This window comes from Tenacibaculum aiptasiae (assembly GCF_008806755.1).
In the GTDB taxonomy this organism is placed as follows: domain Bacteria; phylum Bacteroidota; class Bacteroidia; order Flavobacteriales; family Flavobacteriaceae; genus Polaribacter; species Polaribacter aiptasiae.
Genome location: NZ_WAAU01000086.1, coordinates 1 through 20,765, shown reverse-complemented (window position 1 = coordinate 20,765; position 20,765 = coordinate 1). Strand labels below are relative to the sequence as shown.

Annotated in this window: 21 protein-coding genes; 12 read left to right on the top strand and 9 right to left on the bottom strand. The window is 28.4% G+C overall.

Annotated elements, in window-relative coordinates; translation table 11 throughout:
* Positions 1–97: 97 nt before the first annotated feature.
* Positions 98–1,666, bottom strand: a complete 1,569-nt coding sequence (locus tag F7018_RS18205; protein WP_150901525.1) for a hypothetical protein — start codon at positions 1,664–1,666, stop codon at positions 98–100.
* 134 nt (positions 1,667–1,800) lie between these two features.
* Between F7018_RS18205 and F7018_RS18200 the strand changes: the two genes are divergently transcribed.
* From F7018_RS18200 to F7018_RS18160, 9 genes are all read left to right on the top strand, one after another.
* Positions 1,801–2,976 carry a 2-isopropylmalate synthase gene (locus F7018_RS18200; RefSeq protein WP_150901524.1) on the top strand — a complete coding sequence of 392 codons (1,176 nt, stop codon included), beginning with the start codon at positions 1,801–1,803 and terminating at the stop codon, positions 2,974–2,976.
* Positions 2,976–4,358, top strand: a complete 1,383-nt coding sequence (leuC, locus tag F7018_RS18195) for a 3-isopropylmalate dehydratase large subunit (protein ID WP_150901523.1) — start codon at positions 2,976–2,978, stop codon at positions 4,356–4,358. The genes F7018_RS18200 and leuC overlap by 1 nt, the downstream gene beginning before the upstream one ends.
* A gap of 1 nt (position 4,359) precedes the next feature.
* Complete coding sequence (gene leuD, locus F7018_RS18190) at positions 4,360–4,938, top strand: 3-isopropylmalate dehydratase small subunit (protein WP_150901522.1); 579 nt, start codon at positions 4,360–4,362, stop codon at positions 4,936–4,938.
* Between the two features lie 5 nt (positions 4,939–4,943).
* Entirely contained in the window at positions 4,944–6,059 is a 1,116-nt protein-coding gene (gene leuB / locus F7018_RS18185; RefSeq protein WP_150901521.1) for a 3-isopropylmalate dehydrogenase, read from the top strand.
* Positions 6,060–6,235: 176 nt separating this feature from the next.
* Positions 6,236–6,979: a hypothetical protein gene (locus F7018_RS18180; protein ID WP_150901520.1), complete on the top strand. Its 744-nt coding sequence runs from the start codon at positions 6,236–6,238 to the stop codon at positions 6,977–6,979.
* Between the two features lie 69 nt (positions 6,980–7,048).
* Complete coding sequence (locus tag F7018_RS18175; RefSeq protein ID WP_175578789.1) at positions 7,049–8,095, top strand: sensor histidine kinase; 1,047 nt, start codon at positions 7,049–7,051, stop codon at positions 8,093–8,095.
* 1 nt (position 8,096) lies between these two features.
* Positions 8,097–8,879 (top strand): LytR/AlgR family response regulator transcription factor, encoded by a 783-nt coding sequence (locus F7018_RS18170; RefSeq protein ID WP_150901518.1) that lies wholly within the window; start codon positions 8,097–8,099, stop codon positions 8,877–8,879.
* Between the two features lie 11 nt (positions 8,880–8,890).
* Positions 8,891–9,526: a SanA/YdcF family protein gene (locus F7018_RS18165; protein WP_150901517.1), complete on the top strand. Its 636-nt coding sequence runs from the start codon at positions 8,891–8,893 to the stop codon at positions 9,524–9,526.
* A 90-nt stretch (positions 9,527–9,616) separates the two neighbouring features.
* Entirely contained in the window at positions 9,617–10,006 is a 390-nt protein-coding gene (locus F7018_RS18160) for a DUF4345 domain-containing protein (RefSeq protein ID WP_150901516.1), read from the top strand.
* Between the two features lie 62 nt (positions 10,007–10,068).
* Here the strand turns inward: F7018_RS18160 and F7018_RS18155 are convergent, their stop codons facing one another.
* The 6 genes from F7018_RS18155 to F7018_RS18130 all read right to left on the bottom strand — a co-directional run bounded on the left by F7018_RS18155 (position 10,069) and on the right by F7018_RS18130 (position 15,444).
* Entirely contained in the window at positions 10,069–10,923 is an 855-nt protein-coding gene (locus F7018_RS18155; RefSeq protein ID WP_150901515.1) for a CPBP family intramembrane glutamic endopeptidase, read from the bottom strand.
* Between the two features lie 52 nt (positions 10,924–10,975).
* Positions 10,976–11,419 carry a DinB family protein gene (locus F7018_RS18150; protein WP_150901514.1) on the bottom strand — a complete coding sequence of 148 codons (444 nt, stop codon included), beginning with the start codon at positions 11,417–11,419 and terminating at the stop codon, positions 10,976–10,978.
* 168 nt (positions 11,420–11,587) lie between these two features.
* Positions 11,588–12,373, bottom strand: a complete 786-nt coding sequence (locus tag F7018_RS18145) for a hypothetical protein (protein ID WP_150901513.1) — start codon at positions 12,371–12,373, stop codon at positions 11,588–11,590.
* A gap of 39 nt (positions 12,374–12,412) precedes the next feature.
* Positions 12,413–14,014 (bottom strand): hypothetical protein, encoded by a 1,602-nt coding sequence (locus tag F7018_RS18140; protein ID WP_150901512.1) that lies wholly within the window; start codon positions 14,012–14,014, stop codon positions 12,413–12,415.
* Positions 14,015–14,533, bottom strand: coding sequence for an alpha-ketoglutarate-dependent dioxygenase AlkB (locus F7018_RS18135; RefSeq protein WP_150901511.1), 519 nt, complete (start codon positions 14,531–14,533; stop codon positions 14,015–14,017). It abuts the gene before it with no gap.
* Between the two features lie 341 nt (positions 14,534–14,874).
* Positions 14,875–15,444, bottom strand: coding sequence for a hypothetical protein (locus F7018_RS18130; protein ID WP_150901510.1), 570 nt, complete (start codon positions 15,442–15,444; stop codon positions 14,875–14,877).
* Between the two features lie 242 nt (positions 15,445–15,686).
* Here F7018_RS18130 and F7018_RS18125 point away from each other — a divergent pair, with 242 nt between their 5' ends.
* Positions 15,687–17,318, top strand: coding sequence for an ABC-F family ATP-binding cassette domain-containing protein (locus F7018_RS18125; protein WP_150901509.1), 1,632 nt, complete (start codon positions 15,687–15,689; stop codon positions 17,316–17,318).
* 20 nt (positions 17,319–17,338) lie between these two features.
* Here the strand turns inward: F7018_RS18125 and F7018_RS18120 are convergent, their stop codons facing one another.
* Together F7018_RS18120 and F7018_RS18115 are read right to left on the bottom strand one after the other, a co-directional pair.
* Positions 17,339–18,490 carry a glycosyl hydrolase family 18 protein gene (locus tag F7018_RS18120; protein ID WP_175578788.1) on the bottom strand — a complete coding sequence of 384 codons (1,152 nt, stop codon included), beginning with the start codon at positions 18,488–18,490 and terminating at the stop codon, positions 17,339–17,341.
* Positions 18,491–18,530: 40 nt separating this feature from the next.
* Positions 18,531–19,412 (bottom strand): zinc-dependent peptidase, encoded by an 882-nt coding sequence (locus F7018_RS18115; protein WP_150901507.1) that lies wholly within the window; start codon positions 19,410–19,412, stop codon positions 18,531–18,533.
* Positions 19,413–19,722: 310 nt separating this feature from the next.
* Here F7018_RS18115 and F7018_RS18110 point away from each other — a divergent pair, with 310 nt between their 5' ends.
* The gene (locus F7018_RS18110; protein ID WP_150901506.1) at positions 19,723–20,196 is read left to right on the top strand and encodes a Crp/Fnr family transcriptional regulator; all 474 of its coding nucleotides are present in this window, start codon (positions 19,723–19,725) and stop codon (positions 20,194–20,196) included.
* Between the two features lie 82 nt (positions 20,197–20,278).
* Entirely contained in the window at positions 20,279–20,572 is a 294-nt protein-coding gene (locus tag F7018_RS18105; RefSeq protein WP_150901505.1) for a DUF1330 domain-containing protein, read from the top strand.
* Positions 20,573–20,765: the final 193 nt, after the last annotated feature.

Here is a 20,765-nt window from a genome sequence, read left to right as displayed (position 1 = left end):
TTTTTTTACACTAAATCTAAATAAAAAAATACTGAATAAGAATAAACCTAAATCTTAATTAAATCGGGTTTAGATGGGTTTAGCCTTGTTTTATAAATTAACAAGGCTTTTTCTTTCGATGATTATATTTTTCTCTTATAATCGTTGAAATAGGCTTGTTTTCTATTTTGCTTTCTAGCCATGACAGAATATCTAGATATAGAAAGGCTCTTTTTTCAAAAGGATGATTTTCATAAACTTTTAATCGGCTATGAATCTTCTTAAATTCATTTTTTATTTGATGTGGAAAAACATCTCCAAGCGATTTTATAGAAACAATAAACTCTTTTTGCACTTCTTGTAAATTCTCCATTTTAAGAAGAAACTTGTATGTGTCTTTAAATTGTCTTTCTAAATGATAGTCTAGTCCACATTCATAATGTGCAATTAGATTTAAAATTCTAGCAAAGCATTGTAGATCTTCACCAACATATAGTTTTTTTGAATTGATAATTTTAGATAGATATTCAATAGACTTTTTATTTTCACCCATTCCAAAGTATAAACAAGCTATCTTGTAGTATAATGTGATAATATGGTGTTTGTCTATTCGATTACTATATTCATGAATCTTACTATTAATTTCTTCAACTAAATATTCACCTTCATTAAATGTACCTTCTAAGAAATGCTTATGTAGTTTATTTGCATAGAAATATTGAAAAATTAAAATTTCAGTATTTCCATTCATTGGAATTTTATTTTCTTTTATATCATTTTCAAATGATGTAAGCTCTTTATTAAATTCTTTTTCATGCTGAATAAAGAATAATGACTCTAATAAGTAGTTGATTCCTTTTAAATAAAAAACAGGATTTAATTTTACCATTTTTGGATACTCTCGATATAAGTTTACCCAATTAGAAGAATACTTATAACCATTCAGAAAATTTTGAGTTAAAAGAGATCTCCATAGGTGTGCTTTGTATAGCCATAAACGCTCCCTGAATCCTAATTTATTGTAATCAAAATTTGGTAAACGAGCATAGAAATAAGAGTTAATCTTATTCAGTTCTTCATCATTACGAGCATAACCAGTTTTTAAAAGAATACCATACAATTGAAGTGATAAGTTAGAGAGTTTACTTGTAATTACATTTTGTAAACTTAATTCCTTAGCTTGAATTGTTAATTCATCAGCTCTGGTACTAATACTTCTCGTTATATACTGACTTTCGATTACTTTTTCTAGTTCAACAATTTCGTAAGCAATATTTTTTTCTTCATTATCTATTGCTAACACTTTTGCTTTATCAAGTAATTTTAAACTTTGCTTATATAGACCTTTTTGATATAGTACTGTAGCAAAATCTAACTGCTCACGTATTTGAACTCTAACATTCTTATGTTTCGGATTCATTCGTAAGCTAGTTAGTATTTGTTTATACAAATGAGCTTTTAAATTAGAAAGTTGTTGCTTGCTTACAATTCCACTATTAATAATTGCTTTTTCATCATACTTTTTTTGTTTTTCTAAAAACTTAAAAAGAGTAAAAAATTTAGCTTCAGTATTACCTTCTAATCGACCAATATATAAGTGAAACTGACGTTTTTCTGATTTCGTTAAAGATTGAATCAGTACAAATAAAGAATCATTTTGTTGGTTAACTCTTGTAAAATAATTCATTTTAAAATATTGTTAATCAGCTTGTTAGTGTTTTTGTTGTGTTTTTTGGTGTCGTAAAGAGTATTTGAAAAAATAGCACTTCTGAAAAGCCAATATATACATTTGATTGATATAAAGACAATATATTTAAGAGAATGAATAACGATAAAGTCCAAATTTTCGATACCACTTTAAGAGATGGTGAGCAGGTCCCCGGTTGTAAACTGGACACAAAACAAAAGCTAGTTATTGCTGAGAGATTAGATTTTTTAGGAGTTGATATTATTGAAGCAGGTTTTCCAGTTTCTAGCCCAGGAGATTTTACTTCTGTAAATGAAATTGCAAAACTAGTAAAGAATGCTACAGTTTGTGGTTTGACTAGAGCAGTAAAAAAAGATATTGAAGTTGCAGCAGAAGCTTTAAAAATAGCTAAAAGACCAAGGATTCATACAGGAATAGGAACGAGCGATTCTCATATTAAATATAAGTTTAATTCTTCCCAAGATGAAGTTATAAGAAGAGGGGTTGAAGCTGTTTCATATGCGAAGAATTTTGTTGATGATGTAGAATTCTATGCAGAAGATGCAGGTAGAACTGATAATGTTTTTTTAGCAAAAGTTTGTGAAGAGATGATTAAAGCTGGAGCTACAGTTTTAAATATTCCAGACACTACTGGTTATTGTTTACCAGAAGAATATGGAGCTAAAATAAAATACTTAAAAGAGAATGTAAAAGGAATTGAGAATGTAGTCATTTCTTGTCATTGTCATAATGATTTAGGATTAGCTACAGCAAATTCAATAGCAGGAGCAATTAATGGTGCTCGTCAAATAGAATGTACTATTAATGGAATTGGAGAGCGAGCAGGAAATACAGCTTTAGAAGAAGTTGTTATGATTTTAAAACAACACCCTTATTTGAATTTACAAACAGATATCAATACACAGTTATTATATGATACTAGTTTAATGGTTAGAGAAAGTATGGGAATGCCTGTACAGCCAAATAAGGCTATAGTTGGAGCAAATGCTTTTGCGCATAGTTCAGGGATTCATCAAGATGGAGTTATTAAAAATCGTGAGACATATGAAATCATAAATCCAGCTGATGTAGGTGTTACTGAAAGCGCTATTGTATTAACAGCAAGAAGTGGTAGAGCTGCTTTAGCGTATAGAGCAAAAAAAATAGGGTATGAATTAACCAAAATTCAACTTGATTCAGCCTATAGCACTTTTTTGAATTTTGCAGATAAACAAAAAGAAGTAATAGATGATGATATTCATATGATAATGAAACAAGTTAATAAGGTTTCTAAAATAGCAATAGCCTAATGGGAAAAACATTATTTGACAAAGTATGGGATGCTCATGTAGTAGATACTATAAAGAATGGACCTCAAGTTTTATATATTGATAAACATTTAATCCACGAGGTTACAAGTCCACAAGCATTTAATGAGTTAAAGGAACGTAATATTCCAATTGCGCGTCCAGATAAGATTATTGCAACAGCTGATCATAATACTCCTACAGTAAATCAACATTTACCTGTTAGAGATGAACTTTCTAGAAATCAATTGGAGCAATTAACTAATAATTGTAAAGAGAATAATATAGAATTATATGGGTTAGGTCATAAATACAACGGAATTGTTCATGTAATGGCTCCTGAATTGGGAATTACTCAACCAGGAATGACAATGGTTTGTGGAGATAGTCATACATCAACCCATGGAGCTTTTGGGGCAATTGCTTTTGGAATAGGAACAAGTCAAGTAGCACAAGTATTTGCAAGTCAATGTTTGTTATTACAAAAGCCTAAAAGTTTACGAGTAACGGTCAATGGAACTTTAAAAAAAGGTGTGTTACCTAAAGATGTTATACTGTATATAATAGCTCAGCTAGGGACAAATTCAGGAACAGGGTATTTCTGTGAATATGCAGGAAATGTTTTTGAAGAAATGTCTATGGAAGGTCGTATGACTGTTTGTAATATGAGTATTGAAATGGGAGCTAGAGGAGGAATGATTGCTCCTGATGAAACTACTTTCGAATACGTAAAAGGTAGAAAATTTGCTCCTAAAGGTGAACTATTTGAGAAGAAAGTAGCTCACTGGAAAACTTTAAAAACAGATGCAAATGCTAAGTTTGATAAAGAGTACTCTTTTAATGCTGAAGATATAGAACCAATGGTTACTTACGGTACAAATCCAGGAATGGGAATAAAAATTACCGAAACTATTCCTGAAGAAAATGATGTTTCTTTTGAAAAATCGTTGACTTATATGAATTTTAAAAAGGGAGAAAGCTTAGTTAATAAGAAAATTAATTATGTTTTTATTGGTAGTTGTACAAATTCAAGGATTGAAGATTTTAGAGTTGCAGCTTCTTACGTTAAAGGAAAACAAAAGGCAAAAAATGTAAATGCATGGTTAGTACCAGGTTCACAATTAGTAGCAAAACAAATTCAAGAAGAGGGCTTACAAACTATTTTTGAGAAAGCTGGTTTTGAATTGCGTGAACCTGGATGTTCTGCTTGTTTGGCAATGAATGATGATAAAATACCTGAAGGAGAATATTGTGTTTCTACATCCAATAGAAATTTTGAAGGTAGACAAGGACAAGGAGCAAGAACTATTTTGGCAAGTCCATTAATAGCAGCAGCGACTGCAGTAGAAGGAAGAATTATTGATATAACTAAAAATCTTAATTAAAATGGAAAAGTTTGTGAAATTAATAGATACAGCAATTCCTTTACCTACTGAAAATATTGATACAGATCAGATAATTCCAGCTCGTTTTTTAAAGGCAACGGATAAAAAAGGATTTGGAGATAATGTATTTAGAGATTGGCGTTTTCATAAAGAAGGAAGTATAAATAAAGATTTTGTTTTAAATAATGATACATACCAAGGAAGTATATTAATTGCTGGTGATAATTTTGGATGTGGCTCAAGTAGAGAACATGCAGCATGGGCATTATCAGGTTATGGGTTTAAGGTTGTAATTAGTAGTTTTTTTGCAGATATTTTTAAGGGTAATGCTTTAAACAATGGAATATTACCTATCCAAGTGTCGGAAGAATATCTAAAGAAGTTATTAAAAAAAGTAAAAGAAATTCCAGAAACAGCTTTGATAGTTGATTTAGAGAATCAAGTGTTAAAAACTCCTATAGGTAATTGTGAATTTGAAATCAATCAATATAAAAAAATATGCATGCTTAATGGATATGATGATATTGATTTCTTGATAAGTAAAAAAGATAAAATAAAAGCTTTTGAAGCAACATTATAGAAAATATGAAATATAATATAGCTGTTATTCCAGGAGATGGAATAGGACCCGAAGTTACTGAACAAGCAAAAAAAGCACTGAATGCGATTGCTCATGTTTACGACCATACTTTTATTTATAAAGAAGCATTAATGGGAGCTTGTGCTATAGATGCAACAGGAAACCCATTACCAAAAGAAACACTTTCAGTTTGTAAAGAATCTGATGCAATATTATTTGGAGCAATAGGACATCCTAAATATGATAATGATCCAAGTGCTAAGGTAAGACCAGAACAAGGATTATTGAAATTACGTAAAGAGTTAGGATTGTTTTGTAATGTTAGACCAGTAAAGGCTTACAATCAACTGATTGAAAATTCACCATTGAAAGAAGACATTATAAAAAATACTGATATTTCTATTTATAGAGAATTAACAGGAGGTATTTATTTTGGAATAAAAGAGTTAAGTGACGATGGAAAAATAGCATTTGATGGGTGTTCTTATTCAGTAGAAGAAATTGAACGTATTGCACATTTAGCTTTTAAAGAAGCACAAAATAGACGTAAAAAATTAACCTTAGTAGATAAAGCAAATGTTTTAGAAACATCACGTTTGTGGAGAAAAACGGTTACTGCATTATCAAGTAAATATCCAGAAGTTACCTTAGATTTTTTATTTGTAGATAATGCAGCAATGCAAATGATTTTAAATCCTAAACAGTTTGATGTAATTCTGACAGAAAATTTGTTTGGAGATATTATTAGTGATGAAGCAAGTGTTATTGGAGGTTCTATAGGATTGTTAGCATCAGCTTCAGTTGGTAAAGAAAATGCTTTATTTGAACCTATTCATGGTTCTTTTCCACAAGCTACAGGAAAAGATATAGCTAATCCGTTGGCTTCAATTTTATCAGTAGCAATGTTATTGAAACATTTAGGTTTACATACAGAAGCAGCTGCTGTAGAAAGAGCAGTGGAAAAATCATTAGAACTAGGAATTACTACAGAAGATATTAGTTCAGAAACTAGTTTTGGAACAAGTAAAGTTGGTGATTTTATAGCCGATTATATCTATAACCAAGAGGATAGTAATTTAAATTTCCAGAATATACATATGGGACAAAGCACCATTATATAATTAATTGATTATTACATGCAACTAGTGAGGTATTTATAGAAATATAAGTACCTCATTTTTTTTATCGTAAATATTCCTTAGCTCATATGAATAATTCCTTGGTTTCCTAAAAAGTGATTTTGATACCAAGGTGTCTAGGGTACTTTTGAAGTATAAATCGTAAAAAATATATAAGGATGAATACTAAAAGAGAACTAATTTTTTTAAGAGCGTTTGCATTTTGTTTAACAAGCGCAATTGTATTGTTAACTACTCAGAGTTTTAAAACAAAAAAGGTTACTAAGTTTGATACCATAGATGTGAAACGTATTAATGTTGTAGAAAATGATGGAACAGTAAAAATGTTAATTACGAATGCTGAAAATTTCCCTTCTGAAGGAGATGAAATTAATGGACAAGTTTACCATAAAAGAGTAAAGAGACCGGGATTGTTGTTTTATACTGAAGATGGTAAAGAGTGTGGTGGATTAATTTATGATGGTAAAAAAAGAGGAAAAGGACATAGTTCGGGACTTTCTTTAACATTTGATCAATACGATGGAGATCAAGTAATGCAATTGATAACTTTAGATAATAGTGATGGGGATAAAAGATATAAATCTGGACGTTTAGTTTTTAATGATAGACCAGATAATGAGACACAAGAAATGTCAAGAAAATTACTAAAAGAGTTAAGTGCTATAGAGGATAAAATAAAGAGAAAAGAAAAAATAGAGGAGTATAGAAAGAAAGGATTTTTAGGGGGTGCTCCTAGAGTAATTTTAGGACAGACTCCAGGAAAACAAAATGGATTGTTTTTAAATGATGATCAAGGAAGAATGAGAGCTAAGTTTATAATTGATGAAAATAATGCTATCAAATTAGTAGCATATGATGAAAAAGGAAATGTAGTTAGTACTTGGCCTGAAAACAAGAAATAATTTTTAAAATTTGTGATGAAGTTTACTAAAAAGCTTCATCACAAATTGAATATATTTGTTACCATAAATATGAAAAAAGTTGTTATATTTTTAAAAGAAAATTTACATTTTTTATTTTTTCTTTTTGCTTTCAGTTGGTTACTTATTTTAAAAAATGAATTACTAATATCTCGGTCTTTTGAAGATTTTAGATTTCATATAGATGCACCTTTTTGGTTTTTTTTAAATGGAATTTTTATTTTTCTACTGGTTACATTTATAAAGAAGAAAGTAGATAATAATTCACAATTAAAAATATCTATAGAAAAAAAATATGTACTTTTTTTTGGAATAGGCTTGTTTTGTTATGTGTTGTATAGTAATGTATTAGGTTTATTAGTAGCTTTTATTTTCAATACTTTTTCAAGAAACTTTGGAAGTCTTTATCAAATAGTTTATAAAAATTTTGGTTCGATAATAGATTTTCTAATTTTTGGAGGTTTTTCATTAGCATACCTTTATTTTAAAGAGAATAGAAAATACGAAGAGCAGGTAAAAGACTATGAAATTAGTAAAGTTAAAAATGAAGTAACCCAATTAAGAACTCAATTAAATCCTCATTTTTTATTTAATAATTTAAATGTATTGGATCATTTAATAGAAGAAGATACAGAAAAAGCAAGTTCGTTTTTAAATCGTTTTTCAGAACTGTATCGTTATAATTTATTTAGTGCAAATAAAGAATTAGTTTCTATACAAGATGAGCTAACTTTTTCTGAAGGTTATTTTGAATTAATGAAGGTTAAATATAACTCTTACTATAATTTAATAATTGAAGAAGAGTTGAAATTATTGAAAGCTATTTTACCTCCATTTTGTATTCAAGTTTTAGTTGAAAATGCGATAACGCATAATAGAGGAACTCAATTAAACCCAATCAATATAAAAATAGAACAAGTAAAAGAAGGAATTAAAGTATCTAATAATAAAATGGCCTTTAAGAATAAGAAAAAAGGAAATGGCATAGCGTTAAAGAATATTACAAAGCAATTTCATTATTTTGTTAAAAAGCCAATTTTGATAAAAGAAAATGAGACTTCTTTTGAAGTAACACTTCCATTGATTAATTTAAAATAGTATGATGAAAATAGTATTGGTTGAAGATGAATTTCCAGCCAGAAAGAAAATAAAAAAGTATTTAGAAAAAATCTCTGAGCCTTATACTATTGTAAAAGAGTTAGAAGCAATTGAAGAGGTTTTATCGTATTTTCAATCAGAACCTGAAATTGATTTAATTTTTTCAGACATTGAGTTGTTAGATGGAAATGTTTTTAATGCTTATAAAAATTTAAATATAAAAGCACCGATTATATTTAGTACAGCTTACAATCAATTTTGGATGAATGCTTTTGAAACTACAGGAATAGCGTACTTATTAAAACCTTATTCATTTGAACGCTTTGAAGCTGCTATACAAAAGTACTTAACTTTAAAAAGTACATTGGTTGTAGAATCTAGTGAGCAACATGTACTAGAAAAATTAGAGAGTTACTTTAGCAAACAAAAAGAAGAGGCAATAACATATCAAGATTTTATACCAGTTAAAACTCCCAGTTATACATATTTTCTAAAAATTGAAGAAATAATGTACTTCCAAGCAGACTATGGTGTTATTGTTGCTTATGATAATCTAGAAAAAAAACATATTTTAAATCAAACTTCATTAAAGTCAGTAGAAGATCTTATAAATCCAGCTATTTTTTTTAAAATTAATAGAAGTGAATTTGTAAATAGAAATTTTATTGAAAAAATAAGTAGATATACTAAAAATAGTGTTGCGGTACATCTGAGAAATAGCAAAACGATATTAAAAACAAGTCAAAATAGTACAGCAGCTTTTAATAATTGGTTGGGACTATAAAAGGTAAAAGCATGAAAAAGAAAAAATATATCATAACACTGTTTGTTCTACTATTTCCATTATTGATAATTATAATTTCAAATTATTCAATAGAAAATTATTCAAAAGGAAAAACGTTTTCTAATGCTTCAGAAATTAAGAAAAACAAAGTTGGACTTGTTTTAGGTACTGCAAAAATGTTAAGCAATGGAATGGTTAATTTGTATTTTAAATACAGAATAGATGCTACTGTTGAATTATTTAAAAAAGGAAAAATAGATTTTGTACTTATAAGTGGCGACAATGGAAATAAAAGTTATGATGAGCCTACCGATTTTAAAAATGAATTAATGAAGTACGGAATCCCAGAAGATAAAATATTCTTAGACTATGCTGGTTTTAGAACTTTAGATTCTGTGGTTAGATGTAAAGAAATTTTTGGACAAGATAAGGTTACCATAATTTCACAAAAGTTCCATAATGAAAGAGCAATTTATTTAGCGCATAATCATAATATAGAAGCGGTTGGATTTAATGCTAAAGATGTTTCAGGACGCTATGGTTTGAAAGTTAAATTAAGAGAATACTTAGCAAGAACAAAAGTTTTTATCGACATCTTATTTAGAGTTAAACCTAAATTTTTAGGGAAGAAAATAGAAATAAAATAATTTTTTCTAAAATTATAAATCCCCCTGACACACCGCTGTCATTAGTCCGTTTTAAGTTTGCAGTGTACTAAAAAACTAAAGACAATTAAAATGGAAATTTTCAAAATTATTACGTCAGCATTATCAGGAAGCTTATTATTATTTGTGGGTTTGATGAGATTAAGTAATCCTATAAAAACGTATTTAAAGAATTCAGGAATTAAATTAGAAAAAGATACTAACTTATTGAATGAAATGCGAGGAATAAGCGGGGTTATGCTATTAGGAGGTATTATTATTTTACTAGGGATCATCGTCTCTAAATTAACTTTTACTTCATTTGTAGTGGCAATATTAATTTTTTTAGGTTTTGGAATTGGTAGAGTATTAAGTATTAAACTAGATGGGAAACCAAATAAATTAATAATTCAAGGGTTAATCTCAGAGTTTGTATTGGCAACATTAAATATTATTTGTCTAATAAGTCAAACAGTTTTATAAAAAGGTTTAATAAAGTATCTAATTAAAAAGAGCCTGACTTTAATAGATTAGGTTCTTTCTGATTATAAGTTTTCTTTTATAGCTTTTCTCCAAAAGTACAAGCCAAATAGAAATGTAACTATGGCAAACATAATTCCATTTTCGCCCAACCAATGTTCAGTTTCTTGAACTTTTATAGTTAGAGGAGGAAATATTTTTTGAATGAAAACATTACTAACTGCATGAAATATAACAGCTGGCCATAAACTCTTTGATTTGAAAGTATAATAAGTCATTATAAATGACATAGAGATGATAACTACAAAAAAAGTAGCCAGTTCTAAGAAAACGTTTTTACCATAATAAACTATTAAAGGCCAATGCCATGAAGCCCAAACGATACCACTAAAAAGGGAAACACCAGTAAAAGAAAGTACTTTTTTTAATTCATATATAAAAAAGCCACGCCATCCAATTTCTTCACCTAAAGTTGTTGCCATAGCTCTAATAACTCCAATGCTTCCTAGTAATAAAACAGCTGTTATTACAGCCAATGTAGGTGACATTGTGCCTATACCTACTAAACCAATTTCTTTTGCCCATTCTAAAACACTTTCTTGATTAGGAAGTTTTCCTAAACCCAAAAACCAAATGAATATGTAAGTAATTGTAACATATAATGCAGGAATAAGATAAGATAAACGAATAAATTTCCAATTACCCCAATTCCAGTTTAGCGATAAGATAGTTTTCTTTTTCAATTTTAATGTAATAATAGCAGCCAAAGCTGGACACCACATTAACCCTCCAATGTATATTCTAGAAGGATATAGGTTTACTATTGCATAATGAAATAAGGAACTTAAAATTGTAACAATTGAAAGAAAAATGATAATTATTTTCCAAGTTTCCTTGCGGTCTGATTTTCTATCTAACATTTCAAATTATTTATAAAGAGAGACGATAAGCTAGGGAATTTGTTACTAATATTTATTTAATAATTTGATTTAAATGATGCTCTAAATGATCTACATAATCAGTCATTAAAAAGCGTAAGTCAGAAGTGTTATCAATACTCAGTTCAATTTTATAATTAAGAGATTCTTCCGTTTGAAGTTTCATTATGTTAAGAATTCTGTTGTTGATAGCAATCCAAAAACCAAGAAGTTCTTTATTTTGAGCATTTTGATAATCGTTAGCAATTACTAACTCATTCTGATTGTACTTTCGAATCCTATAGGGTTTGTTTTCAAATTGAATTTCTGTAAATCGCTGAAGATTATTAATTCCAGAATCTATTAAATGTCCTAAGATTTCCTTCTTAGACCATTTTTCAGGAGCTAGTTTCTTACTGATTTCTTCTTCATAAGTCTTAGAAAAATAATCTAATCCTTTTTGTAATAAGTCTTCTAGTTTGTTTGTTGTTTCTGTCATTAGTTTTACCCTTTACAATAATCTCTATAAAATTCAACTTTATTTCTATCAATAGAATCTTTGTTAATATTTATGAATTTAGATTCAGTTAATAATATTTTACTTCCACTAAACTGTATTTTCATGCATTAAGATAATTTTATGTAGTTATACTTAAAAAAACATTGATCATTCAGACTGATATTGTTTTCCAATATCTTGTGGATTCTTTAAATTAATCCAAAAAACCTCAGTTGGTTCATTAATTTCCATTATACCATTTTTATTTACATCCTTTTTTGCAAATACGTACATAAAATCATTTGCAGAATCATACTCAGAACTCATAACAGAATACTCTTTTGGAATAAGAGGTTTTTTATTCATTCCATTAATATCAAAATGATAAAACCTCCTCAAGTCTTTAATATTAATAAATCCGTCTTTATTAGAATCTTCATCATAAGCGGAAACCATATAAAAGTTTCTGTTTATAGGTTTATAATTTAAAGTGTCATTAGAAAAAGCAGGGTAGTAGAGTGTTTTAATTAAAACAGGTTTTTTAAATAACTTATTTTCAACCTTAGTTTCATTATTAAAATGAGAAACATTTACAAAATTATAACCATAAACAGCTTCAAAACCAGGCATAAAATTATGATTCCAATTGTTACCTTTTTTATAATTATCATTCCAATTTGTATGATAAATATTTGAACCGATAAAAGGAGTTTTTGTTTTCTTATCGTAATTTACTTTGTATATAGGTGTTAGTCTGTGTTTTGGATTAAAAGTTAGAAGAACATTTCTAGGTTGAGTTTCAAGTTTTAAAGAATCTATTTGAAGCCCAACAATTTTTTGTCCGTTTTCATTCTCTTGTATTTCATTTACTTGAAAGCCCTTTTTGTCAATTTTACTGTTAGAGCAACTAGACATTAAAGCTCCAGTAATTAATAATGTTAAGATTTTTTTCATAGAATTTTGTTGTTTAGATTAATAGCTTTATTCATGGTTTTAACTTTTATTTTCATCAGCAAAAACTAAAAGTTTTTTCTCTTTAATGTATTTATATTGTTCAGGTGTTAAATAAATTAATGTAAAACCTTCTCCATTTAGTTTATAAAATTGCCCATTTAATTTATTTTGAATAATGATTTTATTCATAAAATCAAAAAAGCGTTCATCAATCCAATCTCTATTAATTTTAAATTCTGTTTTATAACTTTTTCCGTTAAAGTTAAAAGACAAAGAAACTTTTTCTTTTTGCAAGCGAAAGTTATCTTTAATATTAGTTGGATTAAATTCTTGGTGTGAGATTTTTGAATATTCAGAAACAATTTCTTCGTAAGGATTTTCTAAATTATATAATTCATAATCAAATGATACTTTAATGTCAGGAAATGAGGATAAGAGTTCATTCAGATTTCCAGTCATTTTTTCTTTAATATCTTCAATACTCTTATTTATTTGATTATTATTTAAATGATTGAATAAGCCTAATTTTTGATACTCTTGAATAGCTTTGTTAATCTTTTTAGTAGTTAGAGAGTTATTGAAATTTTCATAACTTAATTCCCAATAGCTATTTAGATATCGAAACATTTCAAGTTGCTCCTTTTTTAAAGCAACAATCCCAAAATATTGATGTGTGTTTCGTTGTTTATAATTATAATTTGAATTGATTAAATGTAATTGATAAGGTGATTGAGTATCTTTTAAAACCTTATTGAAAATTTTATAATATTCTTGATTATCTATTTTCCCAAAATAATTATTTCCTTCAATACCATGTGGTGAAATAAAACTCTTCATTTTGTATGTTTTTCCATTAGATTTTATGGAAACAATTAAATCGTGAGGAATATAACCGTTATAAGAATCTGAAGAATCTATTTTAATTTCATATTTGAAGTTAGTAAAGTTTAATTCAGGTAGTACTTCTGAAGTTAATTTATGGATTTGCTCCAAATAATTTTTAGGAGAGTTAGAATATTTAGATAAATCGAAAAACCTTGCTTTTTCACAATAATCAATAAGTTGAAAAGGAGACTCTAGTTTGTCGTTTTTAATATCAGATTTTAAGAGTTCGTTTTCTTTTTTACTAATAATCCTATTTTCAAAAAGTTTTTTTCTATAATTATCAAGCTTTTCAACACTCATCCACTCTTCAAAATATACTTGATTAATTAAATCTAGCAAAAAATGAAACAAATGAATGTATTCGTTATTTACTATTCTATCCGATTGGTACTGGAATTGTTTTTGGTTAATAAGCTCGAGTTTTTTTAGCTTTTTAAGATATTCAAGTAGTATAGTGTTTATTTGATTTTGTTCATTGTTTTTTAATTTTTCCTTTTCAAAATCTAGAAAGGTGTCTAAGCCAGAATATTTATAACCTGTTTCTTTCTTATATTCTATTTGAAACAATGAATAAATGATCGTTCTTTTGGTTAGTTGCCCATATCTAGATAGAAGTTTAATCATTTCTTCTTTTTGTTCAGTATCAATAAGCTTTACAGCAATTAATTCTTCAATTTTAGGCTTCATATTTTGTCCATTTGCAACGTTTATAATTAGAAAGGATATGAGTATTAGATTATTAATAAGTTTCGTCATTTAGTCTCCTTTTATCTTTCTAAATGTTAAACTCATTCTTCCATTTTCAGTATCTGATTTTGGAATTGAGTGTTGCCATTCATTTTGTAATTCATTTGTCATGTAAATGAACGAACCAGAAGGAAGTTTATAATCTTTTATTAAATCAAGATTCTTAATATTCCTAAATCTCAATGTTCTGGTTTCTCCTATTGAAATTATTCCTACACCAGTATCCTCAAATAAAATATCTGTTTGATCAGAGTGAAATCCCATTTTAGATTTACCATCTAAATAATAATTAATCAAACAGTTATTTGGTTTAAAATTGAGAGTATCGTTAATCTTTTCAATTATGTGATTTAATTCAGGAATAAACTCTTGAAAAGGATAGCTAATTTGAGAATAATTATATGCTTTTCCATAACTAGCTGTTTTTCGAGCAGACATTCTTTTGTCCCATTCAACATTCTTTTTTAAATACTCAAAAAGTTCAGCTGGATTCTCAATATAATTTTCTATAAATGTTATTCCGTTCATTTTTCCATTATTTTTTAATAAAGTTTCTAATTATAGAATAAAATCATTACTCAAATTAGATATAACGCTTTGGTTATGGTAAGTATCAAATCTCTTATTAATTATAGTTTTTGTTGTAGAATGTTAGTCACAATTTTTTCTTTCATTTTTGGTTAAATTTTTCATAATTTATATAAATTCTACCTAGAATTTTAGGATACTTCTCATAATATTCAATATTTAGGAATTGTTGTAGAACTATTATTAATTCGTCATTTTCATTATTCTTAAAATATAGATTTATAGAGCATTATCCATCCAAGCTCTTAATTCTTTATACTTATTAAGATTATATTTCATATTTACAAATAGAAATATTTACCCAACCAAATTCCAGAGTAATTAGTCATACACATGTCTTTAATTTTAAAGGTAATTATTTTATCATTAGGTTTAGGTCTAAGTTCTTCTCCGTTAATAAATTGTTTGAATAGATATGATTTATTTTTAAACCATTTTTCTTTTTGATTTGTAGAAACAGCATATATTTTTAAGTAGATTTTATTTTCATTCAAATCAGATAAGATATCAGTAAGAAATGAATCGTCTTGAAATTCAGAAGTAGATTCTTTATCAATCCATCCATTATCTTTTAAAAATTGTATTCCGTTATTCGAGTTAGAAATAGCTTTTGATTCTATTTCAAAATTTATGTCTATCAAGCCATATTTAGCAATTGTTCCTTTTATGTTATTATTTTCACTCGATTTGATTTGAATATTGAGACTTTCTTCTACAAGAAATTTTACTTCTTCTGTAATTAGCTGTTCATTTTTAGATATATCAATAGGAATTTCAATTCCAATATAATCAATTATAGAATTATACTTTAATTCTCTATTAATTCTTCTTAAAGCATTTATATTTTTCATAGTCTTTTCTTAAATTATTCATGCGCAAAAAACTCAATTCCCTTTATAGTTTGACTAGATATACGAAACTTTTATATGTTTTTAGTCAGTTCACTTTATAGTTAGCTAAGGCAAAATGTAGAAAAGAATAAACGCTGCGCAATTTTCTTTCAAATATAAGAAAATAGAGGATACATCAATTGTAAAAAATTTAATACGATGTACATAGATTTTGCTAATTTCGCGATTCAAAATTTAGCATTATGATTACGGTAGATCAATTAACAGTAGAATTTAGCGGGAGAACATTATTTAAAGATGTTTCTTTTGTTATCAATGAGAATGATAAAATAGCCTTAATGGGTAAAAATGGAGCAGGGAAGTCTACCATGATGAAGATTATTGCTGGAGTTTCAAAAGCCACTAAGGGAGGTGTTAGAACTCCAAAAGATACCGTAATAGCTTATTTACCACAGCATTTATTAATGGAAGATAATTGCACGGTAAAAGAGGAAGCGTCTAAAGCTTTTGAAGGAATATTTGCCATGAAAGCAGAGATGGAATCTTTAAATAAGCAATTAGAAACACGTACCGATTATGAGTCTGAAGAATACATGAAAATTATAGAACGTGTATCGGACTTAGGAGAAACATATTATGCTTTAGAAGAAATAAATTACGAAGCTGAAGTAGAAAAAGCTTTAAAAGGACTAGGGTTTAAACAAGAAGATTTTAATCGTTTAACTTCAGAGTTTAGTGGAGGTTGGCGTATGCGTATTGAGCTAGCAAAAATCTTATTACAAAAACCAGACTTAATTCTGTTAGATGAGCCTACAAACCACGTAGATATAGAATCGGTAATTTGGTTAGAAAACTTTTTATTAAACAAAGCCAAAGCCGTAGTTGTTATATCGCACGATAAAGCATTTATTGATAATATTACCAATAGAACTATTGAGGTAACTATGGGAACTATTCACGATTACAAAGCGAATTATTCTCATTATTTAGAGCTACGAAAGGAGCGAAGAGCACATCAATTAAAAGCATATCAAGAACAACAAAAGTTTATTGCAGATACCAAAGCATTTATAGAGCGTTTTAAAGGAACTTACTCAAAAACAAATCAAGTCGCTTCTAGAGAACGTATGTTAGAAAAGTTAGACATTGTAGAAATTGATGAGGTAGATACATCTTCATTAAAATTACGCTTTCCACCATCACCACGTTCTGGAGATTATCCTGTAAAAGTAGAAGGCTTAACTAAAGAATATGGAGATTTAACCGTATTTAAAGATGCAAGTTTTTCTATAGCTAGAGGAGAAAAAGTTTCATTTGTAGGAAGAAACGGAGAAGGGAAATCGACTATGATAAAAGCTATTATGGGAGAAATAGATTTTGAAGGAGAAGCTGGATTGGGTCACAATGCTAAAGTGGGATACTTTGCACAAAATCAAGCATCTTTATTAGATCCAGAACTAACTATCTTTCAAACGGTAGATGAGGTAGCGGAAGGTGATGTACGAACTCAAATTAAAAATATCTTAGGACGATTTATGTTCTCAGGCGATGATATTGATAAGAAAGTGAAAGTATTGTCGGGAGGAGAAAAAACACGTTTGGCAATGGTGAAATTATTATTAGAACCAGTAAACGTACTAATATTAGATGAGCCAACAAACCACTTAGATTTACGCTCTAAAGATGTTATTAAGGAAGCATTGTTGCATTTCGACGGAACTTTGATATTGGTATCTCACGACCGTGATTTCTTACAAGGATTGTCTCAAAAAGTATTTGAATTTAAAGATAAACGTGTAATAGAGCATTTTGAAACAATAGATGCTTTCTTAGAACGAAATAATATCAAAGCTTTAAAAGAGATAGACTTATAGAAAAGAAAATTTATTAGAAATTATTCTGAGAATTTTTCAGCTAAAAGGTTCCATAATTCAGGATAACCATGGTCATAACCTAAAGTCCAAATACCAACACCAGCAAGTTGTTGTTCTTTAATCCAATCGTATTTTAAAGCTAAAGACTTAGGGTTTTCAAACCATAATTGTCGGTAGGCATTGTGTTCTTTAAAACTGAGGTAAGTACTAGCGCTTTCTTTGTTAAATTGTACAGGGATTTTTAAAGAGTCGATATAAATTCTTTTAATAGTACTGTAAGTTGGACTCGATTTGTATTTGATTACTTTAGAAGGTACATTTTCTGATTTTGTATACCATTCAGCACCATAATAGGGGAGTCCGACAATAAGTTTAGAAGGAGATACTCCTTTTTTTAGGTAATATTTAATGGAATGTTCTAACCCGTTTCCAAATTCGGAGCTATTTTTTAGTGGACTAATCGGACCTGCTTTGGAACTAAAGTTTCCGTAATAGTCGTATCCCATTAGCGTATAAAAATCAACAGAAGTGTTTATTTTTTTAATATCAAAAATATAGTGCCAGTCATTAGCATAGAGACACAAGGTGATTAGATAATTAGGATTGACTTTTTTAAGCTTTTTAGAAATACGATTCACAAAAGAGGAAAAAAGCTGTTTGTCTTTTTTAGCAATACCTTCAAAGTCAATATTAATACCATCCGCTTTTCTGTAATCTAAAAGTGTTACTAGATTGTCAATTAATTTTTCTTGAGCTTTGGTATTACTTAAAAATGTAGCGTTGTTACTACTTCCAAAATTAGAGACTGATAAAAATACTTTGCAATTATGAGCTTTAGCGCTGTCTATAATAGCAGTGGTTTTCCAGTTGCCTATATTTTTAGGAGTTCCTGTTGTGGGATTTACCTTATAGGAAAAATAAGAAAGTGCCCAAAGTAAGTCGAAATTATAATTCTTATAAACTGTGCCGTTAGAATAAAGATGCCAACCTAATGTTTTGTATTTCGAATTTCGTTTTACTTTTTTATGTTGAATCACTTTAGGAGAAGTGGCATTTACACTATCCCATTGCTCTTCGCTTAAATTACTGTCTAGTTTAGAAAGAAGTGCAGTTTTAGAACTTTTAAAAGGTTGTGAATCTTTTTTGGAATTACAACTATATAATAAACTCAAGAGTAGTGAGCTGTAAATAAAAGTTTTAGTTAAAGAGAGTTTAGTTAGTACCACAACATTTTTTGTATTTAAGACCACTGTCACATAAACAAGGATCATTTCTAGAAATATCAATACGTTTAAAATGAAGATTCATATCGTCCATGTCTTGTTTAAATATTTTTTCAAGCAAAGCATATAACTCAGGATGTTTTCTGGCTAATAGCTTAGGTCTTTCAAAAAAATACTCACTAGCAACAGAAAAAAACTCAGCTTTATTGGTTCCACCGTATGGGTTTATGTCTGAATCTTCATTGTAAATTTCGTCAATTTTTTTGTTAATTAAATCAATCCAGGGTATAGTATATTGTTTTTCTAATAATACATGAGGTACACCATCAATATTTCCATCGAGTTTGTCTATTAAATGCACAAACTCATGAATGGCAGTATTCTTTTTATCAGATTCATTGGTGAAACCTAAATGCAAAGCAGGTTTAGACAAAATCATTTTGCCTTCCATGTAGCCATTTCCTACCATACCTAAAATTCTACGGTTGTCGCCCTCAGTTTCAAAATGCTGATTAAACATATCTGGGTATAAGATAACTTCAGAAATGTTTGGGTATTTCCAATTAGGGAAATTAAAAATAGGAATCACAGCACTAGCGCCTATAAGAAGTTTGTCGGTAATAGTAACCGTTGTATCTACACCAATAATTTTACAGTTTAAAATAAATTCATGGACTTTGAATTCGAACAATTTTTTCTCTTCGGGTGTTAAGGCATTATAAAAAGTTACTTTTTGAGTTAAAATAATTGACCATTTCTTAGGAAAATTAGAAGTAGGTTGTTTCCATTTATTTGTTTCTGATTTAGTTTTACCAGTATTTCTAATAAGGATAAAAGCAATGATGAGTATAAAAAATAGAAAGAAAATCATTTTAAAAGAATAGCAGTTTTTTAATTAGAGGCTAAAAATAGTAATAATGAGATTATTTCATGTGTAAAAGTCTTCTCATTATCGATACATAAATTAACTTCATCTAATTTTTCTTAAAAAACTGATTTCTAGAAGTAATTTTATAATTAATAATTGAAAGTTTAAGTTTTCATTGTTAATTTTTGGTTATAGTTTTAATGAAAAGAAGTATCTGAAAAGTATACTTCTTTTCTCATTTATAATAGTTTCTTATTAAAGAATTAGTTAGTTTATGTATATTTAATAAGGTTTAAATTATTAAAATGAAAGAATGAAAACTATAGAAGTTAAGAAAGGAGAGATTTTACAATATAAAGGAGATCTTGAAACTATGGTTTATGAAGTTGTATCAGGACTTTTAAGAAGTTATACTATAGATGAAAAAGGGAAAGAACATATTTTTATGTTTGCTCCAGAAGGATGGATTATAGCAGATGCTGTTGAAAAAGGACAACCTAGTGATTTTTTTATTGAAGCTCTTGAAGATTCAGTAATTCAAGTAAGAGAAAAAGATTTTAGTCAAATTTTTCCAAACGCTCCAGCCATAGCCAAAAGAATGTTGGTACTTCAAAGAAGAATAATTATGTTAATGAGTTATTCAGGTTTACAACGCTATGAACATTTTATAGAAACATACCCTAATTTAACCCAAAGAGTACCTCAAAGAATGATTGCTTCTTATTTAGGGATTACTCCAGAAGCACTTAGTAAAGCCAAAGGAGACAAAATAAGAGCTTCACGATAAATTGAATTCTTAATATTTATTAATGCACACGAGTTGTTGACAAAATACATTTGTGACAGTATTAATCATTAAAATAAATATTATGAAAGCATACATGTTAGCATTTGTACGTGTAAACGATTTAGAAACCTTTAATAAAGAGTATATAGAAAATGCAGTGCCTATTGTGCAACGTCATGGTGGAGTTACGGTAGCAGTAGATGAAAATCCATTGACTATTGAAGGAACAGTTCCTGAAGGGCGTGTTGTAATTGTAGAATTTCCAACCAAGGTAGCAGCAGAAGCTTTTTATAATGATCCAGACTATCAAGCTATAAAAGCCTGGCGTCAAAAAGTAAGTCAAAGTGATTCGATTATTTTAGAAAAAGGTTTCTAGGTTTTCCTTATATAAAGTCGCAAGAAGTAAATCAATAACCCTTTATTACTAAGGAAAATATAATGTGTAGAAAACATTATAAAAAAATAAAAGCTTACACAATGTAAGCTTTTATTTTAATTCCCCTAAAAATAATAAAACCGAAGCAGTTACTTCGGTTTTGCGGAGAAAGAGGGATTCGAACCCCCGGTCC